The sequence below is a fragment of the Verrucomicrobiota bacterium genome (assembly GCA_016871495.1).
Classification (GTDB): Bacteria; Verrucomicrobiota; Verrucomicrobiia; order Limisphaerales; family VHDF01; genus VHDF01.
This window is the reverse complement of the sequence record VHDF01000077.1, coordinates 1-24,288: the sequence shown is the minus strand read 5'-3', so window position 1 is coordinate 24,288 and position 24,288 is coordinate 1. Positions and strand designations below refer to the sequence as shown.

General features: G+C 60.4%; 21 protein-coding genes and 1 tRNA gene. 12 read left to right on the top strand and 10 right to left on the bottom strand.

Annotated features, from left to right (window positions below; genetic code table 11):
- Positions 1-272 precede the first annotated feature (272 nt).
- Genes FJ404_15095 through FJ404_15080 form a run of 4 tightly spaced genes read left to right on the top strand, consistent with a single transcriptional unit; the run spans position 273 to position 2,333 of the window.
- Positions 273-899, top strand: coding sequence for a MotA/TolQ/ExbB proton channel family protein (locus FJ404_15095; GenBank protein MBM3824188.1), 627 nt, complete (start codon positions 273-275; stop codon positions 897-899).
- Positions 896-1,342: a biopolymer transporter ExbD gene (locus FJ404_15090; protein ID MBM3824187.1), complete on the top strand. Its 447-nt coding sequence runs from the start codon at positions 896-898 to the stop codon at positions 1,340-1,342. The genes FJ404_15095 and FJ404_15090 overlap by 4 nt, the downstream gene beginning before the upstream one ends.
- Complete coding sequence (locus FJ404_15085) at positions 1,339-2,112, top strand: hypothetical protein (GenBank protein MBM3824186.1); 774 nt, start codon at positions 1,339-1,341, stop codon at positions 2,110-2,112. Before FJ404_15090 ends, FJ404_15085 begins: the two co-directional genes overlap by 4 nt.
- Positions 2,109-2,333 (top strand): hypothetical protein, encoded by a 225-nt coding sequence (locus FJ404_15080; protein MBM3824185.1) that lies wholly within the window; start codon positions 2,109-2,111, stop codon positions 2,331-2,333. The genes FJ404_15085 and FJ404_15080 overlap by 4 nt, the downstream gene beginning before the upstream one ends.
- 22 nt (positions 2,334-2,355) lie before the next feature.
- On the opposite strand, the gene smc is transcribed toward FJ404_15080, so the two are convergent.
- The gene (gene smc, locus FJ404_15075) at positions 2,356-6,096 is read right to left on the bottom strand and encodes a chromosome segregation protein SMC (GenBank protein MBM3824184.1); all 3,741 of its coding nucleotides are present in this window, start codon (positions 6,094-6,096) and stop codon (positions 2,356-2,358) included.
- A 223-nt stretch (positions 6,097-6,319) separates the two neighbouring features.
- Between smc and FJ404_15070 the strand changes: the two genes are divergently transcribed.
- From FJ404_15070 to FJ404_15055, 4 genes are all read left to right on the top strand, one after another.
- Positions 6,320-8,569, top strand: a complete 2,250-nt coding sequence (locus FJ404_15070) for a hypothetical protein (protein ID MBM3824183.1) — start codon at positions 6,320-6,322, stop codon at positions 8,567-8,569.
- A gap of 399 nt (positions 8,570-8,968) precedes the next feature.
- Positions 8,969-9,043: transfer RNA gene (locus tag FJ404_15065), tRNA-Val, on the top strand.
- Between the two features lie 141 nt (positions 9,044-9,184).
- Positions 9,185-9,442 carry a hypothetical protein gene (locus FJ404_15060; GenBank protein ID MBM3824182.1) on the top strand — a complete coding sequence of 86 codons (258 nt, stop codon included), beginning with the start codon at positions 9,185-9,187 and terminating at the stop codon, positions 9,440-9,442.
- A 282-nt stretch (positions 9,443-9,724) separates the two neighbouring features.
- Positions 9,725-10,558 carry a type II secretion system protein gene (locus FJ404_15055; GenBank protein ID MBM3824181.1) on the top strand — a complete coding sequence of 278 codons (834 nt, stop codon included), beginning with the start codon at positions 9,725-9,727 and terminating at the stop codon, positions 10,556-10,558.
- Positions 10,559-10,805: 247 nt separating this feature from the next.
- On the opposite strand, the gene FJ404_15050 is transcribed toward FJ404_15055, so the two are convergent.
- The 5 genes from FJ404_15050 to FJ404_15030 all read right to left on the bottom strand — a co-directional run bounded on the left by FJ404_15050 (position 10,806) and on the right by FJ404_15030 (position 15,920).
- Positions 10,806-10,982 carry a DUF4062 domain-containing protein gene (locus FJ404_15050; GenBank protein ID MBM3824180.1) on the bottom strand — a complete coding sequence of 59 codons (177 nt, stop codon included), beginning with the start codon at positions 10,980-10,982 and terminating at the stop codon, positions 10,806-10,808.
- A 38-nt stretch (positions 10,983-11,020) separates the two neighbouring features.
- Entirely contained in the window at positions 11,021-11,131 is a 111-nt protein-coding gene (locus FJ404_15045) for a type I restriction endonuclease subunit S (protein ID MBM3824179.1), read from the bottom strand.
- A gap of 227 nt (positions 11,132-11,358) precedes the next feature.
- Entirely contained in the window at positions 11,359-11,742 is a 384-nt protein-coding gene (locus FJ404_15040; protein ID MBM3824178.1) for a hypothetical protein, read from the bottom strand.
- Between the two features lie 387 nt (positions 11,743-12,129).
- A complete protein-coding gene (locus tag FJ404_15035; protein ID MBM3824177.1) occupies positions 12,130-13,560 on the bottom strand; it encodes a hypothetical protein in 1,431 nt (476 codons plus the stop codon).
- 35 nt (positions 13,561-13,595) lie between these two features.
- Entirely contained in the window at positions 13,596-15,920 is a 2,325-nt protein-coding gene (locus FJ404_15030; GenBank protein ID MBM3824176.1) for a hypothetical protein, read from the bottom strand.
- Positions 15,921-16,033: 113 nt separating this feature from the next.
- On the opposite strand from FJ404_15030, the gene FJ404_15025 reads away from it, so the two are divergent.
- The 4 genes from FJ404_15025 (at position 16,034) to FJ404_15010 (ending at position 20,349) form a co-directional block, all read left to right on the top strand.
- On the top strand, positions 16,034-17,461 hold the full coding sequence (locus FJ404_15025; GenBank protein MBM3824175.1) for a hypothetical protein: 1,428 nt from the start codon (positions 16,034-16,036) through the stop codon (positions 17,459-17,461).
- Between the two features lie 53 nt (positions 17,462-17,514).
- On the top strand, positions 17,515-18,726 hold the full coding sequence (locus FJ404_15020) for an HDOD domain-containing protein (protein ID MBM3824174.1): 1,212 nt from the start codon (positions 17,515-17,517) through the stop codon (positions 18,724-18,726).
- Positions 18,727-18,814: 88 nt separating this feature from the next.
- Positions 18,815-19,948 (top strand): response regulator, encoded by a 1,134-nt coding sequence (locus tag FJ404_15015; GenBank protein MBM3824173.1) that lies wholly within the window; start codon positions 18,815-18,817, stop codon positions 19,946-19,948.
- Positions 19,945-20,349 carry a hypothetical protein gene (locus FJ404_15010; protein MBM3824172.1) on the top strand — a complete coding sequence of 135 codons (405 nt, stop codon included), beginning with the start codon at positions 19,945-19,947 and terminating at the stop codon, positions 20,347-20,349. The genes FJ404_15015 and FJ404_15010 overlap by 4 nt, the downstream gene beginning before the upstream one ends.
- Here FJ404_15010 and FJ404_15005 read toward each other — a convergent pair.
- The 4 genes from FJ404_15005 to FJ404_14990 are packed head-to-tail and all read right to left on the bottom strand — an operon-like array spanning position 20,310 to position 23,709.
- Positions 20,310-20,606, bottom strand: a complete 297-nt coding sequence (locus FJ404_15005) for a YhbY family RNA-binding protein (protein MBM3824171.1) — start codon at positions 20,604-20,606, stop codon at positions 20,310-20,312. The genes FJ404_15010 and FJ404_15005 overlap by 40 nt on opposite strands.
- Positions 20,603-21,496 (bottom strand): tetratricopeptide repeat protein, encoded by an 894-nt coding sequence (locus tag FJ404_15000; protein MBM3824170.1) that lies wholly within the window; start codon positions 21,494-21,496, stop codon positions 20,603-20,605. The genes FJ404_15005 and FJ404_15000 overlap by 4 nt, the downstream gene beginning before the upstream one ends.
- Positions 21,493-23,040 carry a divalent metal cation transporter gene (locus tag FJ404_14995; GenBank protein MBM3824169.1) on the bottom strand — a complete coding sequence of 516 codons (1,548 nt, stop codon included), beginning with the start codon at positions 23,038-23,040 and terminating at the stop codon, positions 21,493-21,495. Before FJ404_14995 ends, FJ404_15000 begins: the two co-directional genes overlap by 4 nt.
- Before the next feature lie 6 nt (positions 23,041-23,046).
- Positions 23,047-23,709 (bottom strand): DUF1080 domain-containing protein, encoded by a 663-nt coding sequence (locus tag FJ404_14990; protein ID MBM3824168.1) that lies wholly within the window; start codon positions 23,707-23,709, stop codon positions 23,047-23,049.
- Between the last annotated feature and the right edge of the window lie 579 nt (positions 23,710-24,288).

Genomic DNA, 24,288 nt, shown 5'->3' with positions numbered 1-24,288 from the left:
TGCAGACGGCGTTAAGCAACGCGGCGTTGCGACGTCACGGGTTTTGGATGCCATCCGACCTTGCGGCCACCGTGTGAAGGGCCGCTGCGTTCAACCGCCGGATGCGGAAAACCGCACGTCCGGTGGTGTGGGAGGGTGCCGGGGCGCAATCCCCGGCACCCGACCCGATCGGCGCTGCCGCGCCCATCACCGACAACCTCTGGATACTCCGATCCCAACGCCCGGGAGATTTTCGCCTTGGATGCAGATCTGGAGGAACCCTATAAAGCGACATGTTCTTCAAAGTCCTCTCGATGGGTGGATGGATGATGTGGCTGTTGCTGTTGCTGAGCGCGGTGGCGGTGGCGACGCTGATTGAGCGGGTGCTTTTGTATCATCGGGAACAGATCAACTCGGCGGAATTTCTGAGCGGTGTGCGGAATGTGTTGAAGCGGGACAACGTGGTTGAGGCGCTCTCCATCTGTGACGCGACCCCCGGGCCTGTGGCCCGCATGGTCAAGGCCGCGGTGCTGAGTCGCGACAAGGGCCGGGAAGGAATTCGAGAGGCCCTAGAGGAGGCAGGAGCGGCGGAGATTCCGCGCCTGGAGGAGAAGTTGAACATTCTGGCGACCATCGCGCAAATCGCTCCGATCCTGGGGCTTCTGGGTACGGTGGTCGGGTTCATGTCCGTGTTCGAAGTCCTCGAGCAAGGCGGGCGCTATGTCCGAATCGAACTGCTTTCGGGAGGGATTTGGAAAGCCATGATCTGCACCGCGTTTGGATTGGCGGTATCCGTCCCCGCTTATTTGGGGTATAATTTCCTCGTCAGCCGGGTCAACAGCATCGTGTTGGACATGGAACGAGCCTCGACGGATATTCTGAACATGCTGTCCGAAAAGAACAGCGGCCCCAAAGCGTGAAATTCCAGCGCAATCTCAAGGTTTTTACCGGGCAATTGACCGTGGCGCCTTTCGCGGCGGTGGCGTTTCTCTTGCTGATTTTTTTGACCCTGAACACGGTGCTGGTCCACACGCCCGGCGTCCGGCTTTCCCTTCCCGGGAATACGGGCGAGGGCGGCCCGAGTTATCCCTCGCTGGCGATTGCGGTGGACCGGTCGGGCCAGTTGTTTTTCGAGCAACAGGCCATCGGTCTTGAAAGTTTGAAAGCCAAGCTCTCGCAGCGGGTGAAGGAGTCAAAGGCTCCGCTCACGCTGGTCGTGCAAGCGGATGCGAGGGCGATTTACGGGGATCTGCTCCCCATCTCGAAGCTGGCGGAGGAGGCAGGGTTTCGGGAACTGCTTTGGGCGACGCGTCCGTCCGGCATTCAGCCACAGCCTCCTCGATCACGCGAGCCTGGTTCATGAAAACCCCACCGCGTCGCGGGACTGGCTGGAGGGAGGCGTTGCGATGGTCCCTGGGCATCACGCTGATCCTGGTGGCGCATCTCGCCTTTTTCGCGGCTGTTTACCAGCCGGGGGGCACCCCGGAGCGGGAACATTCCGACGGATGTGTGGCGAGGGTCTTGACGGATCCTGCGTCCATTGCGGCCACGCTGGCCTTGCACGAGGATCCGGCGAGGCTCGCGGTGCCCGACCACCGCGGTTCCTCTGGCCGAGCCTGGCTGAAGCCGCGACAATTGGTGCACGATTTGCGAGAGGAGCCGTTGACTTCCCAATTCATGGGGCTGTCGCGGGCGCCTCTCACCCGTCCTGACCCGTTGGCTCCCGAGGTCTCGATCGGGCCCAGCACCATCGGCCAATCGACGCCACTCCAGACGCCGCCCCCAGTGAGCAGCGGCAACCTTCGACGGTCGGTCGATCCCAAGGTGGAGTGGCGGGGGACTTTGCGCGGGCGGGGATTGAGCCACATGCCCGAGTTAACGAACGCCCTGGTGACGAACTTGATTGCGCCCAGCCGGATTCACCTCGCCGTCGAACGTTCGGGCCGGGTGCAGACGGCAAGGATCGTCGGCCACTCCGCGGCGCTTTCTCCCGACCAAGCCCGGGCGGATCAAGCAGCTCTGAACGCGGCGCGAAAGGTACGGTTTGAGCCGGTGTCCGACGCGGAGCCGAACCTTCAATTCGGAGAGTTGCTCGTGCGGTGGGCGCTTCCCGCGCCCAATCCCCCTCCATGAGCCTTCCGGGTTTGACGCTCGCCTATGTGGGATTGTTGATGGCCGCGATCGGTGGCTTGGCCGTTTGGGATTTGTTTCGTCGCCGGAAATTCCAGCAAGGGCCGCATGTCGACAATGTCTTCCGCTGCGAGAAATGCCGCTACGTTTACACGGACGATCACGACGTGGATCGATCACGGTGCCCGCAATGCGGCGTGACCAATGAGCCGTTCAGTTTTTGATCATTTGCTCGTGGTTTCCGAGCTATTTGGCCATGACGACTTGGGAACTTTCGTCCGCGTCCTCCGTGGCGGGAGCAGGGGAAGGGGCTGAAGCCGCGAGCCGTCCGGAACCCTGTTCCGTGGAGGGCTGAAACTTCACACTGACCATGCGGCTGACGCCTTGCTCCTGCATGGTGACGCCGTAGAGGATGTCGGCGGTCGAGATGGTCCGCTTGTTGTGGGTGATGATGATGAACTGGGAATGTTCCAGGAACCGCTTGAGGATGCGGACAAAGCGATTGATGTTGGATTCATCGAGCGGGGCGTCGAGCTCGTCGAGCACGCAGAACGGACTGGGTTTGACCTGGTAGATGGAGAACAGCAGCGCGACGGCGGTCATGGTTTGCTCGCCGCCGGAGAGGAGTCCGATATGCTGAAGCTGCTTGCCCGGGGGGCGGGCCATGATCTCAATGCCGCTTTCGAGGACGTCCCCTTCGTCGGAGAGGTGGAGGTCCGCTTTGCCTCCGCCGAACACTTCCGCGAACATGAGGCGGAAGTTGTCGCGGATTTGATTGAACGTCGCGACGAACATCTCTTTCGTCTGGCTGTTGATGCGGTTGAGAACCTCCACCCATTGCTCTTTCGCTTTGACCAGATCGTCGTACTGCGAGGTGAGAAACTGATGGCGCTGCTCGGTCTCCTCATACTCCTCGATGGCGACCAAATTGACCGGCCCCATTTCTTCAAGGCGTTTCTGCATGACCGTGACCTGATCGGCCACGGCGGTCCAGTCGGTGGAGACGCCGTGGGACGCCATTTCCTCCGGGGTCAAGGTTTGGACCTTGGCGGGCCCCTCGTCCGCGATGGTGATGGTGATGCATTCGCCGCGGATGTCCTCGATCTTGATTTGGTATTTTTGGAGGACCTTTTCGCTCAGGTTCTCGACCGACATTCGTTTTTGGGCGAGTTCGATCTCAATCTGGCTTTTGTCCTGGAGGTGCGAAGAGAGCTGCGAGCGCCATTCGCGGAGGGAGGCTTCCCGGGAATGGATTTCGGAAAATTTCGTTTCGCGACGGGAATTGGCCTCGGAGGATTCCTGGCTGGTTTGTTCGCGTTCGCGATGGAGCACTTCAACGCGAGCGCGTGAGGCGGCGATCTCCTGGACGGATTGCTCGTAGCGGGCGAGAAAATCGGCGATGTCAGCTTTTCTCTGAGCCAGGGCTTGGGCTAGCTCCCGCAACCGCTGCTCCAGCGGCTGCTGCTGCTTGCGCAAGGCGGCGAGCGATTGCTCTTCCGAGGCCAGTTGCACTTTGATTTCCGTGAGCGCGGCGTGCGCGAGATCCCGTTGGGCCCGGATTTGCTCCAAAAGGGCGGTGCGTTCCGCAACGGCTGCGAGCGACTGCCTCTCCTCCAGTTCGAAGGTGGAAGCCTGATCCGCGAGCCCGGAGCGTTTGCGGGCGCCTTCCAGATCCTGGGCTTCGAGTTGGGTGGATTCGAAGCGGACGGTCTCAAGCCGGTGCTTCAAATTCTGGAGTGATCGCTGAAGCGCGTTGAACTCGCCTTGACGGGCGGCGATGGCGACCTCCTGGGCGCGAAGTTCGGTTTGCGCCTCGTTCAGGCTGGCTTGGAGCGCGGTGTGCTCGCCTGAGAGCGCACCTTTGCGGCGGCTGGTTTCATTGATCTTTTCGAGCAACGCGGCGGCCTGGGCCAGGAGTTCGGCGATCTGGTTCTTCCGCCCGAGGATCGAGGAGGGTGCCTTGCCGTTCCCGGCGCCGTTGAGATAGCCGCCGGTGAAGACCCCGTGGCGGCTGAGCAATTGCCCGTCCAGCGCAACAAAATCGTGCTGCCCGGCGGAAGCGGGCCAGATTTGCAGCGCCTGCTCCATGTCCGAGACCACCAGGGTTCGGCCGAGGAGCGCTTGCAAAAGCGGACGCACGGAATCGGATGCCTCGATGATGGAGAGCGCGAGTTCGGCGCCTTCGGGGGCCTGGGGAGAAACGACACCCTGAGCGTTCTCGGCCTGGGACGGCAAATCGAGGGCGGCGATGTGAGCGCGGCCGATTTTTCTCTCGGCGAGGCCTTGCAGAATCTGGCGGGCGGATTCGGGACGGCGGGTAAGGACGATCTGCAAGGCGTGGCCCAGGGCGGATTCGATGGCGACGACGTAGCGGTCCGGCACCCGAAGGTGATCGGCGAGAGAGCCGAGCACGAGGTCGGATTGTTTGAGGGCGGCGAGAGCTCCCGCGCTGAACCCTTCGTGAGATTCCTGGAGCTGCTCAAGCACGTTCAGGCGCGAGTGTTTCTCGGTCTGGGCGCGGAGGAGTTGGTCCAGTTCCTGGGAGGTCTGGGCGGCTTCGTGCTGGAGGGTGCGGAGGCGTTGCTGGCGTTCCTCGACCGTGCCGCGTTTGGATTGGGCGTCGAGTTTCTCCGCTTCGACGGTTTTCTCGAAATCGGCCAGGCGAGTTTGGAGTCCGTGGATCTCTTCTCCAATCTGGATGCTCTCGGAGCCGAGTTTTTCGAGGTGCGCCTGATTGACTTGTTTTTGCAGATCCAGCACGGAGATCTCGTTCCGAACGCGGGCGAGTTGCTGCGCCGAAGCCATGCTGCGAGATTGCAGTTGGCGAAGCTCGTTTTGGACGATCAGAAGGCTGGAGTCGCAAGCCTCCACCGAGGACTGGCGATCCTTCAGCGCGAGCCGGATCGATTCGAGAGTGGCTGCGAGCGAGGCGACGCGCTCGTTGACGGATTCGAGTTCGTGGGCGGCGCGGGTTTGGCGTTCCTCGCTCTCGGAGATCTCGGCAATGGCCCTTCCTTGTTGCTGGTCGATTTCCCGCAGACGCTCTTCATGGTGATGAACGCGGTTTTCATGGCGTTCAACCTCTGCTTTCAGCTCCAGGGCTCGCTGCTGGAGGGCGGCGATTTGAGCATCGATGTCGGACAATTCGCCACGCAGTGTTCCGATGCTGGAATCGGCGGCAGAGATCTCGGTTTCCCGCTCTTGAATCCGGCAGGCCAGCGCCACGGATCGCTGCAACCGGTCGCGGATTTCGGTCTGGAGCACGTCGAACTGATGGCGAGCCAGCTGGGTTTCGAGATGTTGAAGTTCCTGGGAAAGCTGTTTGAAGCGGCGGGCTTTGCCGGCTTGGCGCTGGAGCGAGCCGATCTGCCGTTTCACTTCGCGAATGAGGTCGGCAACCCGCAGGAGATTTTGTTCGGTGGATTCGAGTTTGCGCAGGGACTCGCGTTTCTGGGCTTTGAATTTGGTGATGCCGGCGGCTTCTTCGAAAACCAAACGCCGATCCTCAGGCTTGCTGGAGAGGATTTGAGTGATGTTCCCCTGGGCCATGATGCTGTAACTCGTCCGGCCCACCCCTGTGCCCATGAAGAGTTGCTGGATGTCCTTCAGGCGGCACGGCGTCTTATTGATGAAGTATTCGCTGCCGCCATCGCGGAAGACCCGGCGGGTGAGCGTGACTTCGTTGTAAACAAGCTCGACGCCGGCGGCTTTGAGTTGGTCGGAATCCACGTCCGAGATCGTCAGCGAAACCTCAGCCATGCCGTGGGGTTTACGGCTGTCCGTGCCGTTGAAAATGACATCCGCCATCTCGCCGCCCCGGAGAGCTTTGGCCGACTGTTCCCCGAGGACCCACCGAACCGCATCGGCGACGTTGGACTTCCCGCAACCGTTGGGGCCGACAATCGCCGTGATGCCGGGCTCGAAGTTCAAAGTGGTCTTGTCCGCGAAAGATTTGAAACCAAGAACGGTGAGACTTCGAAGATGCATGACCCCAAAAACAAATATCGACCTCGCCGCCAAGTAAAGTGAAAAAACCACAATATACGGGGTCACTTATTCACAACGGCACAACTAATGGATATTTACGGTGAGACAAAACGGCTCGTTTGGGGTCGTGATTCAAAGAGCGCAGCCGTGGAACACCGATGAATGATGGGGAATATCGAGTAACCCAAAGGAGCACGCACCCGTCACAGGAAGGACATCAACCATGTGTATTTCTTTCCTGACCGGCCGGCTGTTGGCGTTTTGCGTCTTGGGTTCCGGAATCCTCACCATCCACGCTGCCACCTTGAGGGTGACGGGGGGCAGCGCCGCCCCGGCCCTGCAGGTGGTGGGGGATCGAGATGATGAGTGGCGCTTTGAGGCGAGTTCCCATCTCGCCGAATGGGAGAGCGCGGCCGGCATGGGCACCATGTATTCCGATGGAGATCCGCGTCCGTTGCCGGCCCTCCAAACTACGAACGGGAACCGGTTTTTCCGCGCCGTTCGGGCGGAGGGGTTGTTCGACGATCGGGTTCTGCGGACGTTGCACTTGAGGTTTGAAATGGCGAATTGGGCCACGTTGTTGACGCGCGGACGCATGACGGGATCGAACACGCTGGCCGTGTTGTCCCTGGACAACGGGCGAACGAACTTCGGGGTCGGAGCTCGCTACAAGGGAAACACCTCTTTCGACGCGGGCGGCGCCAAGAAATCCATCAATCTCGAGATGGATTTCACGAATTCGACCGGGAGATTGATGGGCTACAAGACCGTGAATCTCAACAACGCGGCGGGAGACGAAAGTATCATGAGGGAATCGATTTATTTCAACGTGATGCACGAATACGCGCCCAGTCCGCGTGGAGCGCTGGCGCGGTTGTTCATCAATGGCACCAACTGGGGCGTGTATTCCTTTGTGGAACAGGAAAACTCGATCTTGGTCAAAGAGTGGTTTGCGAGCAACGACGGCGATCGCTGGCGTGCGCCCAACATCGGAGGGCAAGGACCGGGTAGCGGGGGAGCCTTCGGCGGGTCGGGGTCGGCGCTGGCCTGGCTGGGGACCAATGTTTCGGCTTATCGCTCCAATTACGAACTCAAGAGCGGGGATTCCACCAACGCCTGGCGGCGGCTCATCTCCGTGATTGATGTTCTGAACAACTCGCCGACCAACAACATGAACGCTTTCGCGGAGCGGGTGGATCAAGTGTTGGCGGTGGATCGCTGGCTGTGGTTTCTCGCCGTGGAGAACCTGTTCGCGGATGATGACAGCTACTTCAACAAGGGGGCCGATTATGGTTTTTACTTCGAGGTCGAAAGCGGGCGGATCCATCCCATCGAACACGATGGCAACGAGGCTTTCACGCCGGGGGATCTCAATTTATCCCCAGTACAAGGCATCAACATCACCGCCCGCCCCGTCCTTTACCGGCTTCTTCGTGTGCCGCAGTTCAAACAGCGCTACCTCGCGCACATGCGAACCGTCCTCGAAGAACGGTACAACCCAGCCTATTTGACACCACTGATCCAGTGCATCCACCGGCTTTCCGTGGCGGACATCGCCGCCGACACCAAGAGGAATTTCACCATGACAAGTTATACCAACGACCTCAACGCGCTGAGGGGGTTCGTGACCAACCGGCACCGGGTCCTCACCAACCACGCCGAATTGCGCCCTCGAGCGCCGCGAATCGAGACCGTCACCGTGCCGGTTCCGTCGCCGGATCCTTCCCAAGAAGGAACGGTTACGGCGAGAGTCCTGGAAACCGACGGGGAGGGGATCGAGTCCGTGTGGCTTTACTGGCGGGACAAATCCTACGGTGTCTTTCAATCAACCCGCATGTTCGACGATGGCATGCATGGAGACGGAGGAGCGGGGGACGGGCTTTTTGGAGCGTCCATTGTCAAGTATCCTGCGGGCACACGAGTGCGGTGTTATGTGGAGGCGCGCTCCGGGAACGCGGTGAGGGCGGCGGCGTTTTATCCTGCCCGGGCGGAGCAGGTGACCTTGAGCTATCGCGTGCGGACCAGCGAGGTGCTGGCCTCGCCGGTGGTCATCAACGAGCTGATGGCCGATAACAAGAGGACGCTGGCGGATCCTCAGGGTGAATTCGACGATTGGATCGAGTCGCTCAACACATCGCAGAGCGCCGTCGACCTGTCCGGATACCACTTGAGCGACGACGCTTCGAATCCGCGCAAGTGGACTTTTCCCGCGGCTACAACGATTGCCCCGGGAGGTTATCTGTTGGTGTGGGCGGACGAGGACAGTTCGGTGACCACCGAGTTGCACACGAATTTTCGTTTGAGCAACAACGGTGAAACCGTGTTGCTCGTGGGGCCGGATGATTCAGGGAACGGGTTGTTGGACCAGGTTACATATCCCGATTTGGGACCGGATCGTTCTTATGGACGCACGCCCTCGGATCCCAAGCTTTTTGGTATCCTGACACCCACGCCGGGCAAGTTCAATCGTTAGGCGAGAGAAGAGTCGCTGAGCGGCGGAAGACGGATGTTACGCATCGGCCTGACGAGGTTAGTGCGGCTTCCCGTCCCCGGGATGCGATCCGCCAAACGCGAATGCCGTGCCTCTCGAAGTGGTGTGTCGTGTGGCGCGGGCTGCCGAGCCTGCCGTATCGCCGACGGTCCGTCGGCCCGGCGGGTGAAGAAGGAGGTCCTTCCATGCTTTCCACGCGCCGGGTTCCCTTCGTCGAGCCGCAGGTTGGGCAGCCTGCGCCACAGCAGACAGGGCTGTCTGCGCTACCACGACAACGCGGTCACCGACAACCTCTGGATGCACCGACGCGAATGCGACCTCAGAATTCCTGCTTGCCAATGGGGCGTGGGGTTGCGCACTTTAGCGGCGCTTCGAGGAGTTGCGCGGTTAGCTCAGTGGTAGAGCACTACCTTGACACGGTAGGGGTCACAGGTTCGAACCCTGTATCGCGCACCAGCTTTTTTTAAGGAATTGGGGGAACTGTTTTTTCCTGACAGTTTCCTGACAATCTCGCGGGCGTGAAAACAATCGACTTCCCGCAGAAGGTCAAAAGGGGTTCCGTCGTCGTGAAAATCTACCGCACGCCGTTACACGGAGATTCAGCGGCTTGAATGGAAGGATATTCGCTTCGACGTCGGCATCATCGAGATTCACGCCGGCAAGGCCAAGACGGCAAGACTGCGCACGTTCCCGATTCTGGACAATCTTCGGCAGTGGTTCCTTCCGCATCGCCCGGGGCGAAGTGGTGCCGGGCAAGGATGGAAAAATCGTTCAACTCGAGCCGTCGGTGGGATGAAGGAGGAATACAACGGGGGCGCCCGCATCGGTTTCGCGAAACGCGGCGGACACGCTTGAGCTCCGGGCTCTGTCCGAACGAGGCCAAAATCCCGAGTTTTCGAAACGTTTTTCCAGGGAGGGCGGGGAGGATTCTCGCATGGAGCCGCCGCCGCGGCTGCCCCACGCGAGAGTCCTCTTCCAACCACCCGTCCACACCCGGTTCCGAGGAACTTTCCTGTTGCCCGAATGTCTCCGGACCGCCATGGTCAACATGCTTTGAAAAAGCAAAGTCCTATCATGCTGCTCGCTACGCATTTTGAAGTACAAGGAAGCTAAATCCATGCGCCGCCTCGCCAGTCTATGAAAACGAATACTTCACTGAATCGTTTTTCGTTGCGCCAAGGCCAGCGCCGGGCTTTCACCCTGATCGAGTTGCTGGTCGTGATCGCGATTATCGCCATCCTCGCTGGCATGCTCGTGCCCGCCTTGGGCCGCGCCAAATCCAAAGCTCACCAAACGGCGTGCGTCAATAATTTGAAACAACTCGGACTGGCGTTCGCGATGTATCTCGACGATAACCGCGACACATTTCCGGGTGTCGCATCCCGCGGCGCTTACAATCCCATGCATGAAGACTGGATTTTTTGGAATATCCAGCGCGCCGGGAGCGGCGATTTCACCAGCCGCATCATTCAAGATCCGCGCAATACCGCCATCGGCCGGTATCTCGGTTCGTTCAATACCAACATTTTCCGCTGTCCATCAGACAAGGATTGGGATGCGCGACGCAAGATGGATGCGAACCCTTACGTGTATAGTTATTCGCTGGTCAGCTATTTGTTGGATAACCGCAATCTCGGCCCCGGTTCGATCTTCCCGATTGTGGCCGGATCGGCGCCCGCACTGCCGTTCAAATACACCGCCATTAAGTCGCCCGCGCAAAAGATGGTGTTAGTGGATGAAAATGGCGACACGAAGAATGGCCAGCCTTTTATTGACGACGGCCGATTTGTGCCGCCAGGAAATGTGCTTGCGGCGCGGCACAAGATATTTCGGGGCTCACGCCCAAACGCCACCACTTACTTCAAGACCGGCCGCGGATCTGTCTTGCTCGCCGATTGGCACGTCGAACCGTTCACCCCCAATCAAGCGCAGCAGCCCAGACATTACGACACTTCATGGGACCGCCCGTGATCCGCCGCAATCCCCGCGCGGCGCCGACGCGGATGCATTTGGCTCGACTCCAATTCGTTTGAGCGACTTCCAAGCCAGCCGCGCCCGCCAGAGCCCTTCGCTTTGCAACTGGCAAATCTCATGCCTCTATACCTCCTTCATGCATACGCGCTGGAGGCGAGGTCAGAGCCGGTTTCCACGCTTGCTTGAGTCCGATGCAGCGTAAGCGGTAAGCGGAGCGCAGCTGTTCGGAGGGGCTGGGGATGGGTTATGGTGAGGGCTCATCCAAAGACACCGCGTCCGGCCGCTGGTCGGACGCCGGCAAATCCTCGAACAGGAACGCCTCGAAGAACCGCCGCAGCGATGCATCGCCGGGAAGATAATCCTTCAGCGCCTGCCTTTCGGCGGCGAACTCCTTTTGCACGCTGCTGATGAATAGCTTCAAGCTCATCGCTCTGCTTTCTGGATATCCACCATCAACTCTCAACCATCAATCAACCGGGTTTCGCCGGTGAAGAGTTCCTGCATCATGGCGTGCTGGAGGGCGCGGGTCCTCTCCCGCCGCTGGCATCCCTCCGGGATGCGGGATTGAATTCACCCGGTGACCGGTGGTGTCGCTCGTTCCTCGCTCAACCACCGGCTCATGGCGGAGAACCCTCCGGGTTCGGGGCGGCACGCCGCTGTCATGGCGGTTTTCATGCCGGAGGCATGGGAGCGATTAGCCGGGGGTTGAGCGCAGCGACACCCCCGGTATCCAGAAGGCATGGACACGACCCCGGCAGGGGTCGCAGTCGGACATGGATGCAAAGGGTGATTCGGTTTCATACCAACCGGGTTTTGTCGGTGAAGAGTTCCTGCATGGCGGACTGTTTGAGGTCGCGCTTCTTGGCGATGAGCCGGTCCAGCCCGCCGAGCAGCCCATCCACGTCGCTCAAAGCCTCCACGTTGGCGCATTGTTCGGGCGGCGGGGGAAGTGGCAGTTGAAGAAACCGAATGTCATCGGCCTTGGCATGACCGACAGTCGACCCACCCATCTTCCTGAAGAGGTTTTGTCTCACAGGCTCAGACATGAGCGAGTAGAGAAGATCGGTGCTGGATGTTCGTTTCGAGGCAGGCCGATAGAGCCTCATTCGTTGACCGAGGCAGACCTTGAGATTCGGCGGTGCAGCGCACACCTCACCCAATGGTGCTTCTCTCGTAATCATAATGTCGACGAACGTCGGGACGGCGCGGGAAGTTCAGACACGATAAGACTCCGCGTCAGTGAATCGGAGTTCATCGAGAACAAACTGCCCGTTGCGAACGTTCGGCGTGCGGACGACCGCAAAGTCACTCTCAGGCATAACTGGCGGTGTTCGATTTTTGCCATCAACCACCAACTCACACGCATCTGTGGCGGTGACTACTCCCACTCCTCCGGGATGACGCCCACCTCGGTCTGCTTTTAGCCGGGCTTCACTTTCATACCGCTACCATTTTTTTGAGGTGTCCGTCCATCCGCCTTCAAGCTGGGGGCGCTTCGGCGCGACATCGCGCACGGTCAACCCCAACAGGGTTGCATTCATCAGCCCAGGGTTGCCGCGGCCTTGCGCCTACTTCGAATCGGCGAGGCAGTAGAGGTGTTGATGCCCGCGGAGATAGAGGTCGCCGCCGACAATCGCGGGGGAGGCGTCAAATCGGTCGTCCAACTTGTTCGTGGCCAGGATTTCCAACTTGTCTCCATCTTTGATCACCACCACGGCGCCATCGCGTCCGGCGAGATAAACGTTTCCATTGGCGGCGACCGGCGAGGCATAGATTTGCTGCATGCCTTCGATGCGCTGGGCTTCGTAATGGGGTTGGCCGGTTTTGACATCGACACAGGAGAGGATGGCGTTGTTGCTGGAGAAAAAGTAAAGCCGATCCCGGTAGAGCAGGGGTGAAGGGACATAAGGCGTGCTTTTTCCGATGCGCCAGAGAATCGAATCCGAGTCGGTCAAATCTCCTTCCTTGCCGAGTTTGATCGCGAGCAAGGCGTTGCCGCGGAAGCCGCTGGCGCAGTAGACCACTCCGTTGGCGTAGACCGGCGTAGGAATGACGTTGGCTGTCATGCCTCCGCATTCCCAGATGACGTGGCCGTTGGCCAGGTCATAAGCCCGGATTTTACCCGAAGCCAGGATGATGGCTTGGCGCTTTCCTCCGTGCTCCACGATGAGAGGGGTGGTCCAGGTGGTCCTTTCCTCACGTTCCTTTTTCCAAATCGTTTTACCCGTTTGTTTGTCCAGCGCGACGACGAAGGAGCCATTCTCGGCGTCCCAGTTCACGATGAGAGTGTTGCCATGCAACGCGGGAGAACTGCCCTCGCCGAAGCTGTTGGCGACGCGCATGTCGCCCAGATCCTGGGACCATTTGAGATTTCCGCCCAAATCGTAGGCGTAAAGTCCGCGCGAACCAAAATTCGCGAAGACCAACTGTCCGTCGGTCAGGGGCGAGCCCGAGGCGAAACTTCCGGTCTGGTGCCGGCCTTCATGGGGAACTTCATCGCGGGCGATCTTCTGCCAAAGGATCTTGCCCGTGGCCTTGTCGAGGCAGGACACCGTGAATTGGTGGAATTCGACCGGTTTCATGCCGCCGCCAAATCCGCGGCCACCACGACGTCCACCCTGGCCTCCACGACCGGGACCTCCCCGGCCCTCGCGTCCGCCTTCGGTTGGGGGTTGTGCCTGGCCGAAGAAAACCTGGGGCTGAGCAAGCGACTGGGGTTTGGTTTCCGGAGGTGCCGCGGGGGGCTCGATCTTCCGGCCCGTGGGAACGGCTGAGAGCACGAAGATTTTAGGGCCCCAAATCGCCGGCGTGGCGTGGCCTTCTCCGGGGAGTTTGGTTTTCCACTTCACATTTTGAGTCTCGCTCCATTGGGTGGGCGGCTTTGCGCCAGGCGCCTCCCCGGTGGCAAGCGGACCGCGCCAGTGAGGCCAGTCTTGGGCGGCAACTGGAAGGAGGCCTGCCATGATGGCAGGCAAGGAACGGAGGAGCGGTGTTGTCATGAGTGAACGTTCTGACAAGGTTTGTCGGTCTGTGGTTACTCCTTTTTCTCCTTCCAATTGAGGAGGTAGGCACGTCGCTTGCCGGCGAACTCCTTAATCCCGATCCGCGAACCTCCGCCGGGACCGACCCCCCCGCCGGTCACCGTTTCCATGATTCCCTTCTGAAAAGCCTCGTAAGATTCGAGTTTGCGGGTGTCCCGTTTCACCTCTTCAGAGATCAGGTCGTGATAGCCTCGGGCGATGGGACCGAGCTTGTTCCAATCCAGCCATGTTTCCGCCATGTCCTTCACGTAACCGAGGTACTTTTGCTTATATTCGGGCACCGCGAGAAGTTTTTGGATGAGAGGTTTGTTCTCGTTGGTTGCCAGGGCGAGGGGATCGAGTTCGACCCCGTTGATCCGCGGCATGCCTCCCCCTGGACCGCCGGGTCCCCCAGGACCCCCGCGTCCTCCGAAATTCGGAGGGGGGATGATTCCGGCCAACCCGGTTCGCAGCCGGTCCTCGTCGAGCGATCCGGATTTTGCTGTGTCCCAGGCATCAGTCCATTTGCCGAAGAGCCCGTTCCACTCCGACTTCGACACGCTGCCGTCACGATCCGCATCGGCGGCGATGAACAGCGGTTCTGCAAGCATGCGGCCGGGCCCCCTTGGGCCGCCGGGGCCGCGAGGCCCCCCTGCTGGCCCTGCTCCTTGGGGTGAGGGCATGAGGGAGGCGATGCGGTCAGCGAATTGTTCCCGGGAGACCTTCCCGGTGGAGTCGGGGTCGAGTTTTTGGAACCACAGTTCACCCAATTGGCTCATCTCGGTTTTGTCGAGTTTTCGATCTCCGGAGCGGTCGCCTTGATCAAGCATCCGGCTGGCGAGCAGATTGGCGGGTCCGCCGCCGAAGCCGGGCCCGCCAGGTCCGCTGCCTCCGCGTCCGCCCCGGCCCCCGCCCATCCCACCGGGCAGGAAGAAGGTTTCATTGGCGTCGTGGGGCACGAGATGAAACACGCCTTTGGGATCCTGGTAGATTCCGTAATCGCTGGAACGGATCCAGTAGCCGTCGGTGTTGATGAGAACGTTTTCGAGGGCGAGGAATTTGAGTGCCCCTTCAACATCGAAGAGAGGGCGGAGTGCTTGATCGAGCTTTTCGGGAGGCGTTTGGGTGAGGACTTGGGTCAGCCTGATCAGACCGGCCCATGCTTTGGGATCGTTTTTGCTCTTGAGTTCGTAAGTGCGCTTATAGTCCTCGGGATTGTCACCGAGGTAACCGAGCGTGGCGCGTCCGTTGGGCGAGCCGGGAGTTTTCCATCGGGCGCCCTTCGCGGTGCCGAAGTTTTCCTGGATGAATTCCTTGTTGAATTGCTGGGCGTTGACGTACACGCCCCAATTTTCGCCGTTGATGACCAGTCGAATGAAGTTGGCCTTGGGCGCCGGGATGTATTGCCGTCCGATGTGATGATAGAGCACGGTGCGCAAAAAACTGGGATCCACGTGGGAATTGAGCAGGTTCAACGTTCGGTAGCCCGCCAAGTTTTGGTCCGAATGGACGAAATCGACGCTGAGATTGAGGGATCGTTTGCGGCCTTCCTGGACGTTAAAATAGGAGGAAGCGCCTCGAAAATGAACGCCGACGCCGGGGTACTTTTTTCCGTCGACCGTGAGGGTCGCAGGGACCTCTACATCCGTATTGTTGAAATCCTCGAGTTCCTTCTCCCAATCCGAGTTCTCGAAATCGAGGAACAAGGTTCGTAGGACGGAGGGGTCGTAGAACGGTTTGCCCGAGTGGTTGGGAACTTCCGAGGGGGTGATGCGGATGCCGGGTTCAGGGGCTTGGACGTTCTCCCCGCCAGGCTGTCTGCCTGGGCCGCGTTGACGGAGGCGTCCCTCGGCTCGTTCCTTGGCGAGGTATTCCCGTGCGGCCTTGCGCTCGGGCGCCTCCAGGACTTTGTTGCCATTCTGGTCGAACTTCTTGAGCAGGGGCGCGGGCGCTTGCATCATGCCTGGGCCTGCCCCACGGGGTCCCGGCGGGCCTCCTTGCGGGGCAGGCTGGGCCAGGGCGGCCACGGTGCAACCCAGCGCGGCCAGCCAAAGTAGAGGTGGCAAGGTGGCGGGGTGGCGAAAGGCACGTCGGGTGGGTCGTGGATTGGGAATCTGCATGGGAGTGTAGATGTCACAAAGGAAGCTTCGGTTACAATTCTTCGGCGCCCGCCCGTCCCTTTCCCAAAGACTTCGAACTTCATGGAAAGCGAAGAGGGTGTTCTGGAAGTGCGCCTGAGCGCCGAAGATCTCAGGTTGTCCTGGAACGGTACGAGCGGGCGTCCGAATGTTGGGCAAGACTTCGGCATGGGGTTCGCGTCGCAAAGATGCGAACACCATGTCCACTCGTTGTATAAGCGTTGATGACGTGGGACTTGAAGAAGCAATGGACCCGCCAGGGTCAGGCGCGGCATGGCATTCGCTAGGGAGTGCCCAAATCGGTATGTCCGATCATGCTTTGGTGGACCCTTCAACAACTTAAGGCAAAGAGCGCGGCAACGCGTCTTGCAGCGGTCGAAAAACTGGCTCTGGAGAGCCAGGAGGCAGCGGTGCTGGCCTTGATGGAAGCCACGCGCGACCCGGCCAAGGAAGTTCGACGCGCTGCCATCGCCGCTTTGGCCCGGCATCCGGAGTCGAATCCGGTTCCGACCTTGTGCAAGCTGGCTAACGATGCCGAGTTGGAGATTCGTTGCGAGGTGGCGGCGGCCTTGGGGCATTTGCCGGGGCCGCAAACCTTCAGCGTCCTGCTGGGGTTGTTGTCCGACAGCCGGGGCGCGGTGCGATGGCGGAGCGCCAAATCGCTTTCGAAACTGCGCTGGACTCCCTCGAACATGCGGGAGATGGCGGCGATGCAAGTGGCCGCTGGAGAATACAAGAGCGCGGCCAGACTTGGGGCTCCCGCGATCGAGCCTCTGCGAGCGCTCCTAGCGGATCCGGATTCCCAAACCCGCCGGCACGCACTGGACGCTTTGACCACGATCGCCGACGCGCGCGTGGTGCAAGTGCTGATTCAGGCCATGAAGGATGATGACGCGGGGGTTCGCGTCATGGTGGCGGAGGCGATGGTGCAGTTTCCGGATCCGCGAGTTCTGCCTCCCTTGCTGCTGGCCCTGCGTGATCCCGCCAGCCCGGTGAGAGCGGCCGCTGCCCAGGTGCTGGGCAAGCTCGGGGATCCCGGCAGCGTGGATCGTTTGGTGGAAACCTTGCGGGACACCTCATGGGAAGTGCGCAAGGCCGTGATTGAAGCGCTCGGACGTTTGCGTGATGCGCGTGCCGTCGAGGGGCTGGCCGGGGCATTGAAGGATTCGGACAACGATGTTCGGGAAACGGCTGTGGAAGCGCTCTGCCAGATTGGGGATCCCCGCGCTCTGGAGCGTTTGATCCTCGCCTTGTGCGATCCGGAGACCTCCATTCGTCAAGCGGCCGCGAGTGCGTTGATGCGGCTCGATCGCAACTGGGAGCGCAGCGATTCGGCGCAACGCGCCATTCCCGAGCTCAAGGCGGCTCTGAAGAGCCGCGACTACTGGATTCGACAGTCCGCTGCAGAAGTTCTGACTCGCATTGGAAAGAATCAATCCTCGATGCGGGGGCTCCAACGGGGAATCGGCGGTGCCGGGCAGTTTCGGAATGACGTCGCGATTCAGATCCTTTCCGATGCGTTGCGGGACGGGGACCGGGATCTTCGTCAGGCGGCCGTCGAGGCGCTCGGACGCATCGGGGACCACAGCTTGTGCGAGCCCATGAGCTCCCTGCTGCAGGATCACGACGAGGTGGTGCGGGATTCCGCGCGGACAGCCTTGATGGCCCTGGGCTGGCCGCCGCCGGACAATGTGATTTTGCTCCAACCCCGGACAGCCGATAAATGGGCTAAAGCGATGTGACAGCCCGCCGAACTCAATAATGGGGGCTACGCACCCCGCAACCGATTGGAACTATGATCAAGTCCATTCTTGTCATCGCACCGCGGCCCACGCTGGCTCGTGAGTTGCAGAATCGCGCTCACGAACGCGGACGCGACTGGTCGATGCATCATGTGAGAAGCGGCGTGGAGGGATTGGTCTTCTTGCGTCAGAGGCTGTGCGACGCGGTGATCTGCGAACAGGACGCGGGCAACATCAGCGGCGTCAAGTTTCTGGATGAGATGCAAACCAGGCATCCCCAGATGCTGCGGTTCCTGGTGGCCAATCTCGCGGACAGCCGCGCGGCGGCCACGCTGGTGGGCTGCACGCACCAGATCTTGCCCGCCGGAGCGCAAGTGCATTCCGTGGAGTATGCCCTGGATCGGGCCTTTCAACTTGCGGTTTGGCTGCCCAGCGACCACGCGATGAAGCTCATGGGGTCGATCAAGAACATACCCAGTCCTCCCTCGACCTACTTTCAGATGGTCAAGGAATTGCAATCGCCCTTGTCCTCCATGGATTCCGTGGGGCAGATCATCTCGCGCGATCCGGCGGTTTCCGCGAAGTTGCTGCAGTTGGCCAACTCTTCTTTGCTGGGATTGCAACTCCAGGTTTCGAGCATTCCTGAAGCGTTGATGTATCTGGGCATGGAGACGACGAAGTCGCTGGTATTGCTGGCGCACGCCTTTTCTCATTTCGAGGGCAAGGCGTCCCCGGGCATGCCGGTTGATGCGTTGTGGAAGCATTCGTTTAAAGTGGGGCGGCGGGCGCAACTGATCGGTGAGAGCGAGCAGTGCTCCAGTGATGAAGCAGGCACTATATTCACGGCGGACTTGCTGCACGATTTCGGCAAATTGCTGCTGGCGGCGAATCTGCCGTCGAAAGTTCGGGAAAGCATCGTCCTGGCGAAGGAGAAAGGCCTCCCCATGTGGGAAGCCGAACGGCAGGTGTTCGGCACTGATCACGCCGAGGTTGGAGGATGCCTGCTCGGGATATGGGGGTTGCCTCGATCCATTCTGGAGTCGGTGGCCTTGCACCATCAACCGGTTCAATTCGAGGAGATGGATGGACGCACGGTGGCCATTGTGCACTGCGCCGACGTCATCACCTCCTCTTTCGCGCCGAGCGTGCCCGACGTCACGGCGGCGAGGCTGGATCTGGCTTTTCTCGGAGCCGCGGGCTTCGGTGACCGGTTTGAAATCTGGGACGGTTCATGTCGCGAAGAATGGGCGGCGAGAGCGGCATGAGCGGCCCTTCCGGTTGCAGGCCATCAGAAATCTGCGGAGCCATGACAGTACGGGGGAATGCTTTTGAACGGGTGCGATTGAACTCTCTATGACAGGACGCGTCGCCAAGGTGTTGTTCGTGGACGACGATCCGATGCTGCTGGACCTTGTGCGCCAGTTGATGGCCGGTTTTGCCCAGGGCACATGGGAGGTGCTGACGGCCCGGGATTCGGCCTCGGCTCTCAAGCTGCTTCAAGGGAACGTCATCGACCTCATCGTGATCGACGTTCACATGCCCGTGGTGGACGGTCCCCAACTTTTGAAATTGCTGCAGAGGAAGTATCCGCAACTGCTCAAAGTCGTGCTGACCGGGGACGCGACGGGAGCGTATCGATCGGAATGCCTCGCGAACGGAGCGGAACTTTTTCTCGAAAAGCCCCGCCAGCGGGAAGGATGGCAGGTCATCTACTCCACGCTGGTGGAATTGGTGAAGTTCAAACCGGAATCCGGATTTCGCGGTGTCCTGCGAAGGGTTGGATTGCAGGAAGTTTTGCAATTGGAATGCCTGGCGAGGAACTCGTCCATCCTCGATGTCTCTACTCCCCACGCGAAGGGTCAGGTGTTCATTCAAGACGGCGAGGTGATTCACGCGGTCTGCGGTTCCAAAGCGGGCGAGACCGCGTTCTATTTTCTCTTTGGCCTCAAAGGGGGGGACTTTTCGCTTCACCCGTTCATTCCTCCTGGAGAAAAGACGATCGACAAATCTTGGGAGTCTCTCTTGATGGAGGCGGCGCAGGTTTGCGACGAGGCGCATGAACCGGATCCACCCGTGCCCGATCCGCCCGACGAGCTGGAGAGGGAATTTGAGACGGCATTGTTGTCCAAATCCTCGGTGACCCCGAGTGAGCCCAAGGTTCAAGCACCGCAGGCCGCGGCTTTTCGCAAGGCGGTCGATGAGATGCTCATTTGCTCCTCGCAGGGAGAGGTGGTTTACGATTGGCAGTGCAAGAACGTCGATTCGCGCGTGGCGTTCCTTGAATGTGTGAGCGCCAAGTCCGCTCAACTCGTACACCGGCTTCCGGCAGGATCGTTTGAGCGTGTCGACATCGAGCAGTCGGACGGACGCCTCGTGGTTCAGATCAAAAGCGGGCACACCTTGTTCGTCAGAACACGGTTGGAAGCGCAGGCCGCCGAGGCGTTGAGGCCGGAAGGAAAGGAAGAAGCCGCCGTGGCGGGAGCATGAAGCAGGTCCTCAATCGATGGATCGCCAACCATGCCCGCGTGCCGGGGGTGCTGGCATGCGGTTTGCATTATCCGGACCGAACCGTCTTCAGCCAGTCGATGAACGTGGCTTATCCGCCCATTGTGTTGGATCCTGTGTGGAGGTGCTTGGCGGACACGTTCTCCGTGTTTCACCATCATCGCATTCCTTCCGAATTCGTCCGATGGCAGTATCAGGACGCGCATCTTTACGCCGCGATCCGGTCCGACAACATCTGTTGCGGGATTTTCGTGGTTCAAGACGCGGACACGTCAGTCCACGCGACACTCCGCCGGCTGTTGCGCGAATTCAAAGCGATTCCTGCCACTTCGAGCGCGCCGGTTCAGTCCGGTTTGGCGGCGTCCGCGGGCGGCGGGCGGTAGAGCACGATCACGCTCCCGATGACGGTGACCAAGTGACTTCCGGTCGCCTCGGCCAGCTTGGGACCGAGCTCCTTCCTTTCCTCTTTGAAGTCGTCGAGTCGAATTTTCAACAGGGGGTGGTGGGCGAAGGTTTGAATGATGGAGCTGGTGAGCGCCGGGGTAAGCCCTTGTTTGCCCAGCTTGAGAAGGGCTTTCAGCTTTTGCGCCTGGCCTTTGAGTCGGCGGCGTTCTGCGGCGGTGAGCGGAGTCAAGGTCATGGAGTGTACTTCTTGGCGACGTGGACGCGAGCCACGTCTCCCATGTAACCGAAGTTGGCGGACAGTCGAGCCGATTTCAGCAGCTGGGGCCGCGCTTTGACGAAGTCTTGCTGGGCTTCGTAGAAGAGCCCGATGTAAAGCGCGCCGTAGAATTCGGCCTGATCCTTTTTCTCACCCGCGGGCATCTGGCGAATCGCCGATTCGACTTCTTCGACCGATTTCGTGCCTCGATAGAGCGCATAGAGATCCATCATGGAGGGCCGACCGTCTTCCTGGATGGGCAGGATTTGCTGCGCGGCTTTCTTGGGGTCCCGGGTGGCCCGGGCGTTGCAGAGATAGTGCCAGGCCGCGTTTTCCACGTCGTTTGCGTTGACGGACTGGTGCAGGTCGAACTGTTTCCGGCCGTCCTCGAAACGGTCGAGGTAATAGAGGGCAATGCCGCGTTGCCAGTGATGCGCCGCTTGATCCGGACGCAGCGTGAGGTAGCGGTCAAAGTCTTCCACCGCCTCTTTGATTTGTCCCAGCTTGAACCGCTCCGCTCCGCGGAACTGGTAGATATCGATGGCCGTCTTGTCCAGCGCCACGACACGATCGTAATCCGAGATGGCGGATGCCCCGTTGCGCATCAGTTCGTGGATCTTTCCGCGTATGAAGTAAGGCCGGGGGTGGCCGGGTTCGGCCTCAACCGCCTTGGTGGCGAGGGCAAGGGCTTCGGTCTTCTTGCCCGCCTGAAACGCCTGTTGAGCTTGGAGGAGCAACGCGCCGGTCGCCTCCTTAGGTTCGGGAGCGCGGTTGGAGCGGGGGCGTTCTGGAGCTTGGGACTCGCCTGATTGGAGCGCGGCCAAGGTGAGGAGGACCCAAAGCATCCTTCGCGAAAATGGGCTGATCATAGTTTAGATTCCTGAGTGACATCGCCGGTGCTGTTTGGACCGGAACCCGGCGGAGTTGCGCTTCCAGCGCGGCGGCGAGCCCACACAGCGCAGGCCCATCCTGCCAACAAGGTTCCGACCGCCATGAGGATGGCCCGGCGGGGACCCTGGTCCGCATAGGCCTTGAATCCGAGCGCGAGAAAACACAAGCCAGAAAGCAGTCCGGCCCACCGCAGGGCGACGGGCATCCGCAGCGGCTCGGGAAGGGCGCGGCGCTCGATCCATGGATTCAGGAGGGAAATGAAACCACACGCCAGGACACCCGTGAAGAGATTGGCCGGAGTCAGGATTTCAACCAGAAGGGGCGGGGAACCGCGATGCCCCAGCAAGGCCCAACCCACCGAGGCCCCCAATACGGCGAAGCCGCCCACGGCCACCCACGATACCGTCCCAGTGCGCAACGCGGCCGAATCCGGCTGCCGTCCATTCCCCACGAGCGGAAGCAACTCACGCATGATGGCTGGCGACACTTCGATGGTGCCGTAGAGGGTTCCGGCCATGGCCAGGAAGGCGCCGACGAAATAGACGGGCCCCAGCCAGGGGTGAATTCCCGTCAGAAACTCGGCCTGCAAACTCAGAAGATTACTGCCCACCGGGACCTTGTGTTGGGGGGCAAGGATGGTGGCTCCGCAGGCCACGAACACCAGGCTGAAGATCAAGACGGCCGCAAAGGACACCGTGGCATCGACGTAGAGCACTTTCAACCACGCCCGTTCCCGTGAGGCGCCCGAGACCAGATGAGCGGCCGAGGGAAGTGGAGTGCGTCCAGCGCGGCCCCATTGCTTGTCTCGCAGATAGGAGACATAGGCGAGATAATCGTAACCGGATCCACCGAGCACTCCCACATAGGTGATGACCTCGACCCAAAGCGGGCGCTGTGCGATGGCCGGGTACTCGGAGATCCAATCGGGATAACGAGGCACGGTGGGGAACAACAACCCGCGAACCATCGCCCCCCAATCTGGATGGATCAGAAAGAGGGAAATCAACACGAGCACGAGCATGAGCCCCACCACCGCCAGTTGAATCCTTTCGAGCACGGCATAACCTCCCTTGAAAACCAGCCCCATCGTCAAGGCAAGCGCCAGCATGCCCCAGACATAGTGAGCGGCGTGATGGATCGCTCCCGATGTTCCGGTGACGTGGGCGATCAATGAGCCGACCGTGCCGGCATGGAATCCCACCCAGACCGGAAAGCATGCCACCGCGAGCAGGAGAAAGATCCAGAGCAACCATCCCGGAGGGCCGGGCAACGCCCGCCAACGTTCCAAAGGATGGACCCCGGTGAGCACAAAGGAACGGGCCGTGGCGACCACCAAAACCCACTTGGCGACCAGGGTGAGCAGGAAAAACCAAAGGATGTCGTACCGAAAAAGAGCTCCGGCCGTGGTGGAAAAGATAAGTTCACCCGCACCAATCGTCAGCGAAGCGACGATGGCACCCGGTCCAACCCAAGTCCACCAGCGCCCGGACGGCTGAGGAATTTCCTGTTTTTGGGTTGTCAAGTCCGGCTATTTCGCCGACGGGATCGTGGTCAGCTTGAGATTCCGAATGGAGGCGGACGTTTGCCAGGCCGCGAGACCCAAGGGCACATTCAGTTCGATTTCACCGATGCGCATGCCGATGCGCCGCCCTTGTGTTTCCAGGTCCACCATTTTTTCCTTGTCGATCCAGGCTTCGATGCGTCCCGGGGTCACGCGCAACCTCAAGGCATACCATTTGTTTTTGTCGAACCCGAGATGACGCGTGGTGTCGTTCTCGACGGCGGACTGGCCGTCGATATTGGAGATGCCGACGACGGAGCCGCCCCATCCGCCCACGACCCAAGTGGCATGAGACTTATCGACCGGAAAGGTCAGTCCGCAGAAGAAGTCGTTCCCGTCCAGCTTCATGGCTTCCAGCGAAATCTCGTAACTCATCGTGGGGATGGGATTCGTGAACGTCACCCCGGTCAGCATTTCCCCGGCGCGGAAGATCAGTTCGCCTTTCTCGACCTTGACCTCGCCTTTGCCCGCGAATTCGGTGATTTTCCAGCCCTCCAGCGTCTTGCCGTTGAATAGAAGTGGACTGGCTTCAGCCTTGGGTTCAGCGGCCAGGACGGAGGCAGCTGACGTGGCCAGGAGGCACGTCGTGGCGAGGGAGAAGAGGAAGCGTTGCATAGATCGATGGTGCATGAGGCGATTGGACGCTCAAATTAGGCCGCCCCATCGAATTCGCAAGCAATTGCGGTGGAGGCGCAGGCCCATCCGTGTATCCCGATGTTGTTGGTAGGGCGGGCCTGTCCCAGCCCGCCGCCCACGGGATGCAAAACATCATGCTCCGGCGGCGCGCCGGGACGGACGCGCCCTACCTGCATCACCGGCAACATCGGGATGCACCGCAGGCCCATCGGTGCATCCAGAGGTTGTCGGTGACCGGGTTGTCGTGGTCAAGCAGACAGCCCTGTCTGCTGTTGAGCAGGCTGGCCAGCCTGCGGGGCGACGAAGGGAACCAGGCCGCATATTTCATGCACGGGACACCCGGTGAGGACACCGGGCCTACAAACACAGAGGCAGGCGCGATTGTAGGCCGCGTGCCCTCACGCGGCGTAATGTCGCGGATTCAAGCTCAGGATGAATTATCCGGGCTAGCCCGCATATTTCATGGCGCGATCGATTTTAGGAATTTGGAGGGCAAGATTTTCCTGAGACGCGGCGGAATGGGCGTTGGAGGGCTGGTGGTGGGGTGACGACAAGGGGGAACGGCGGTATCGC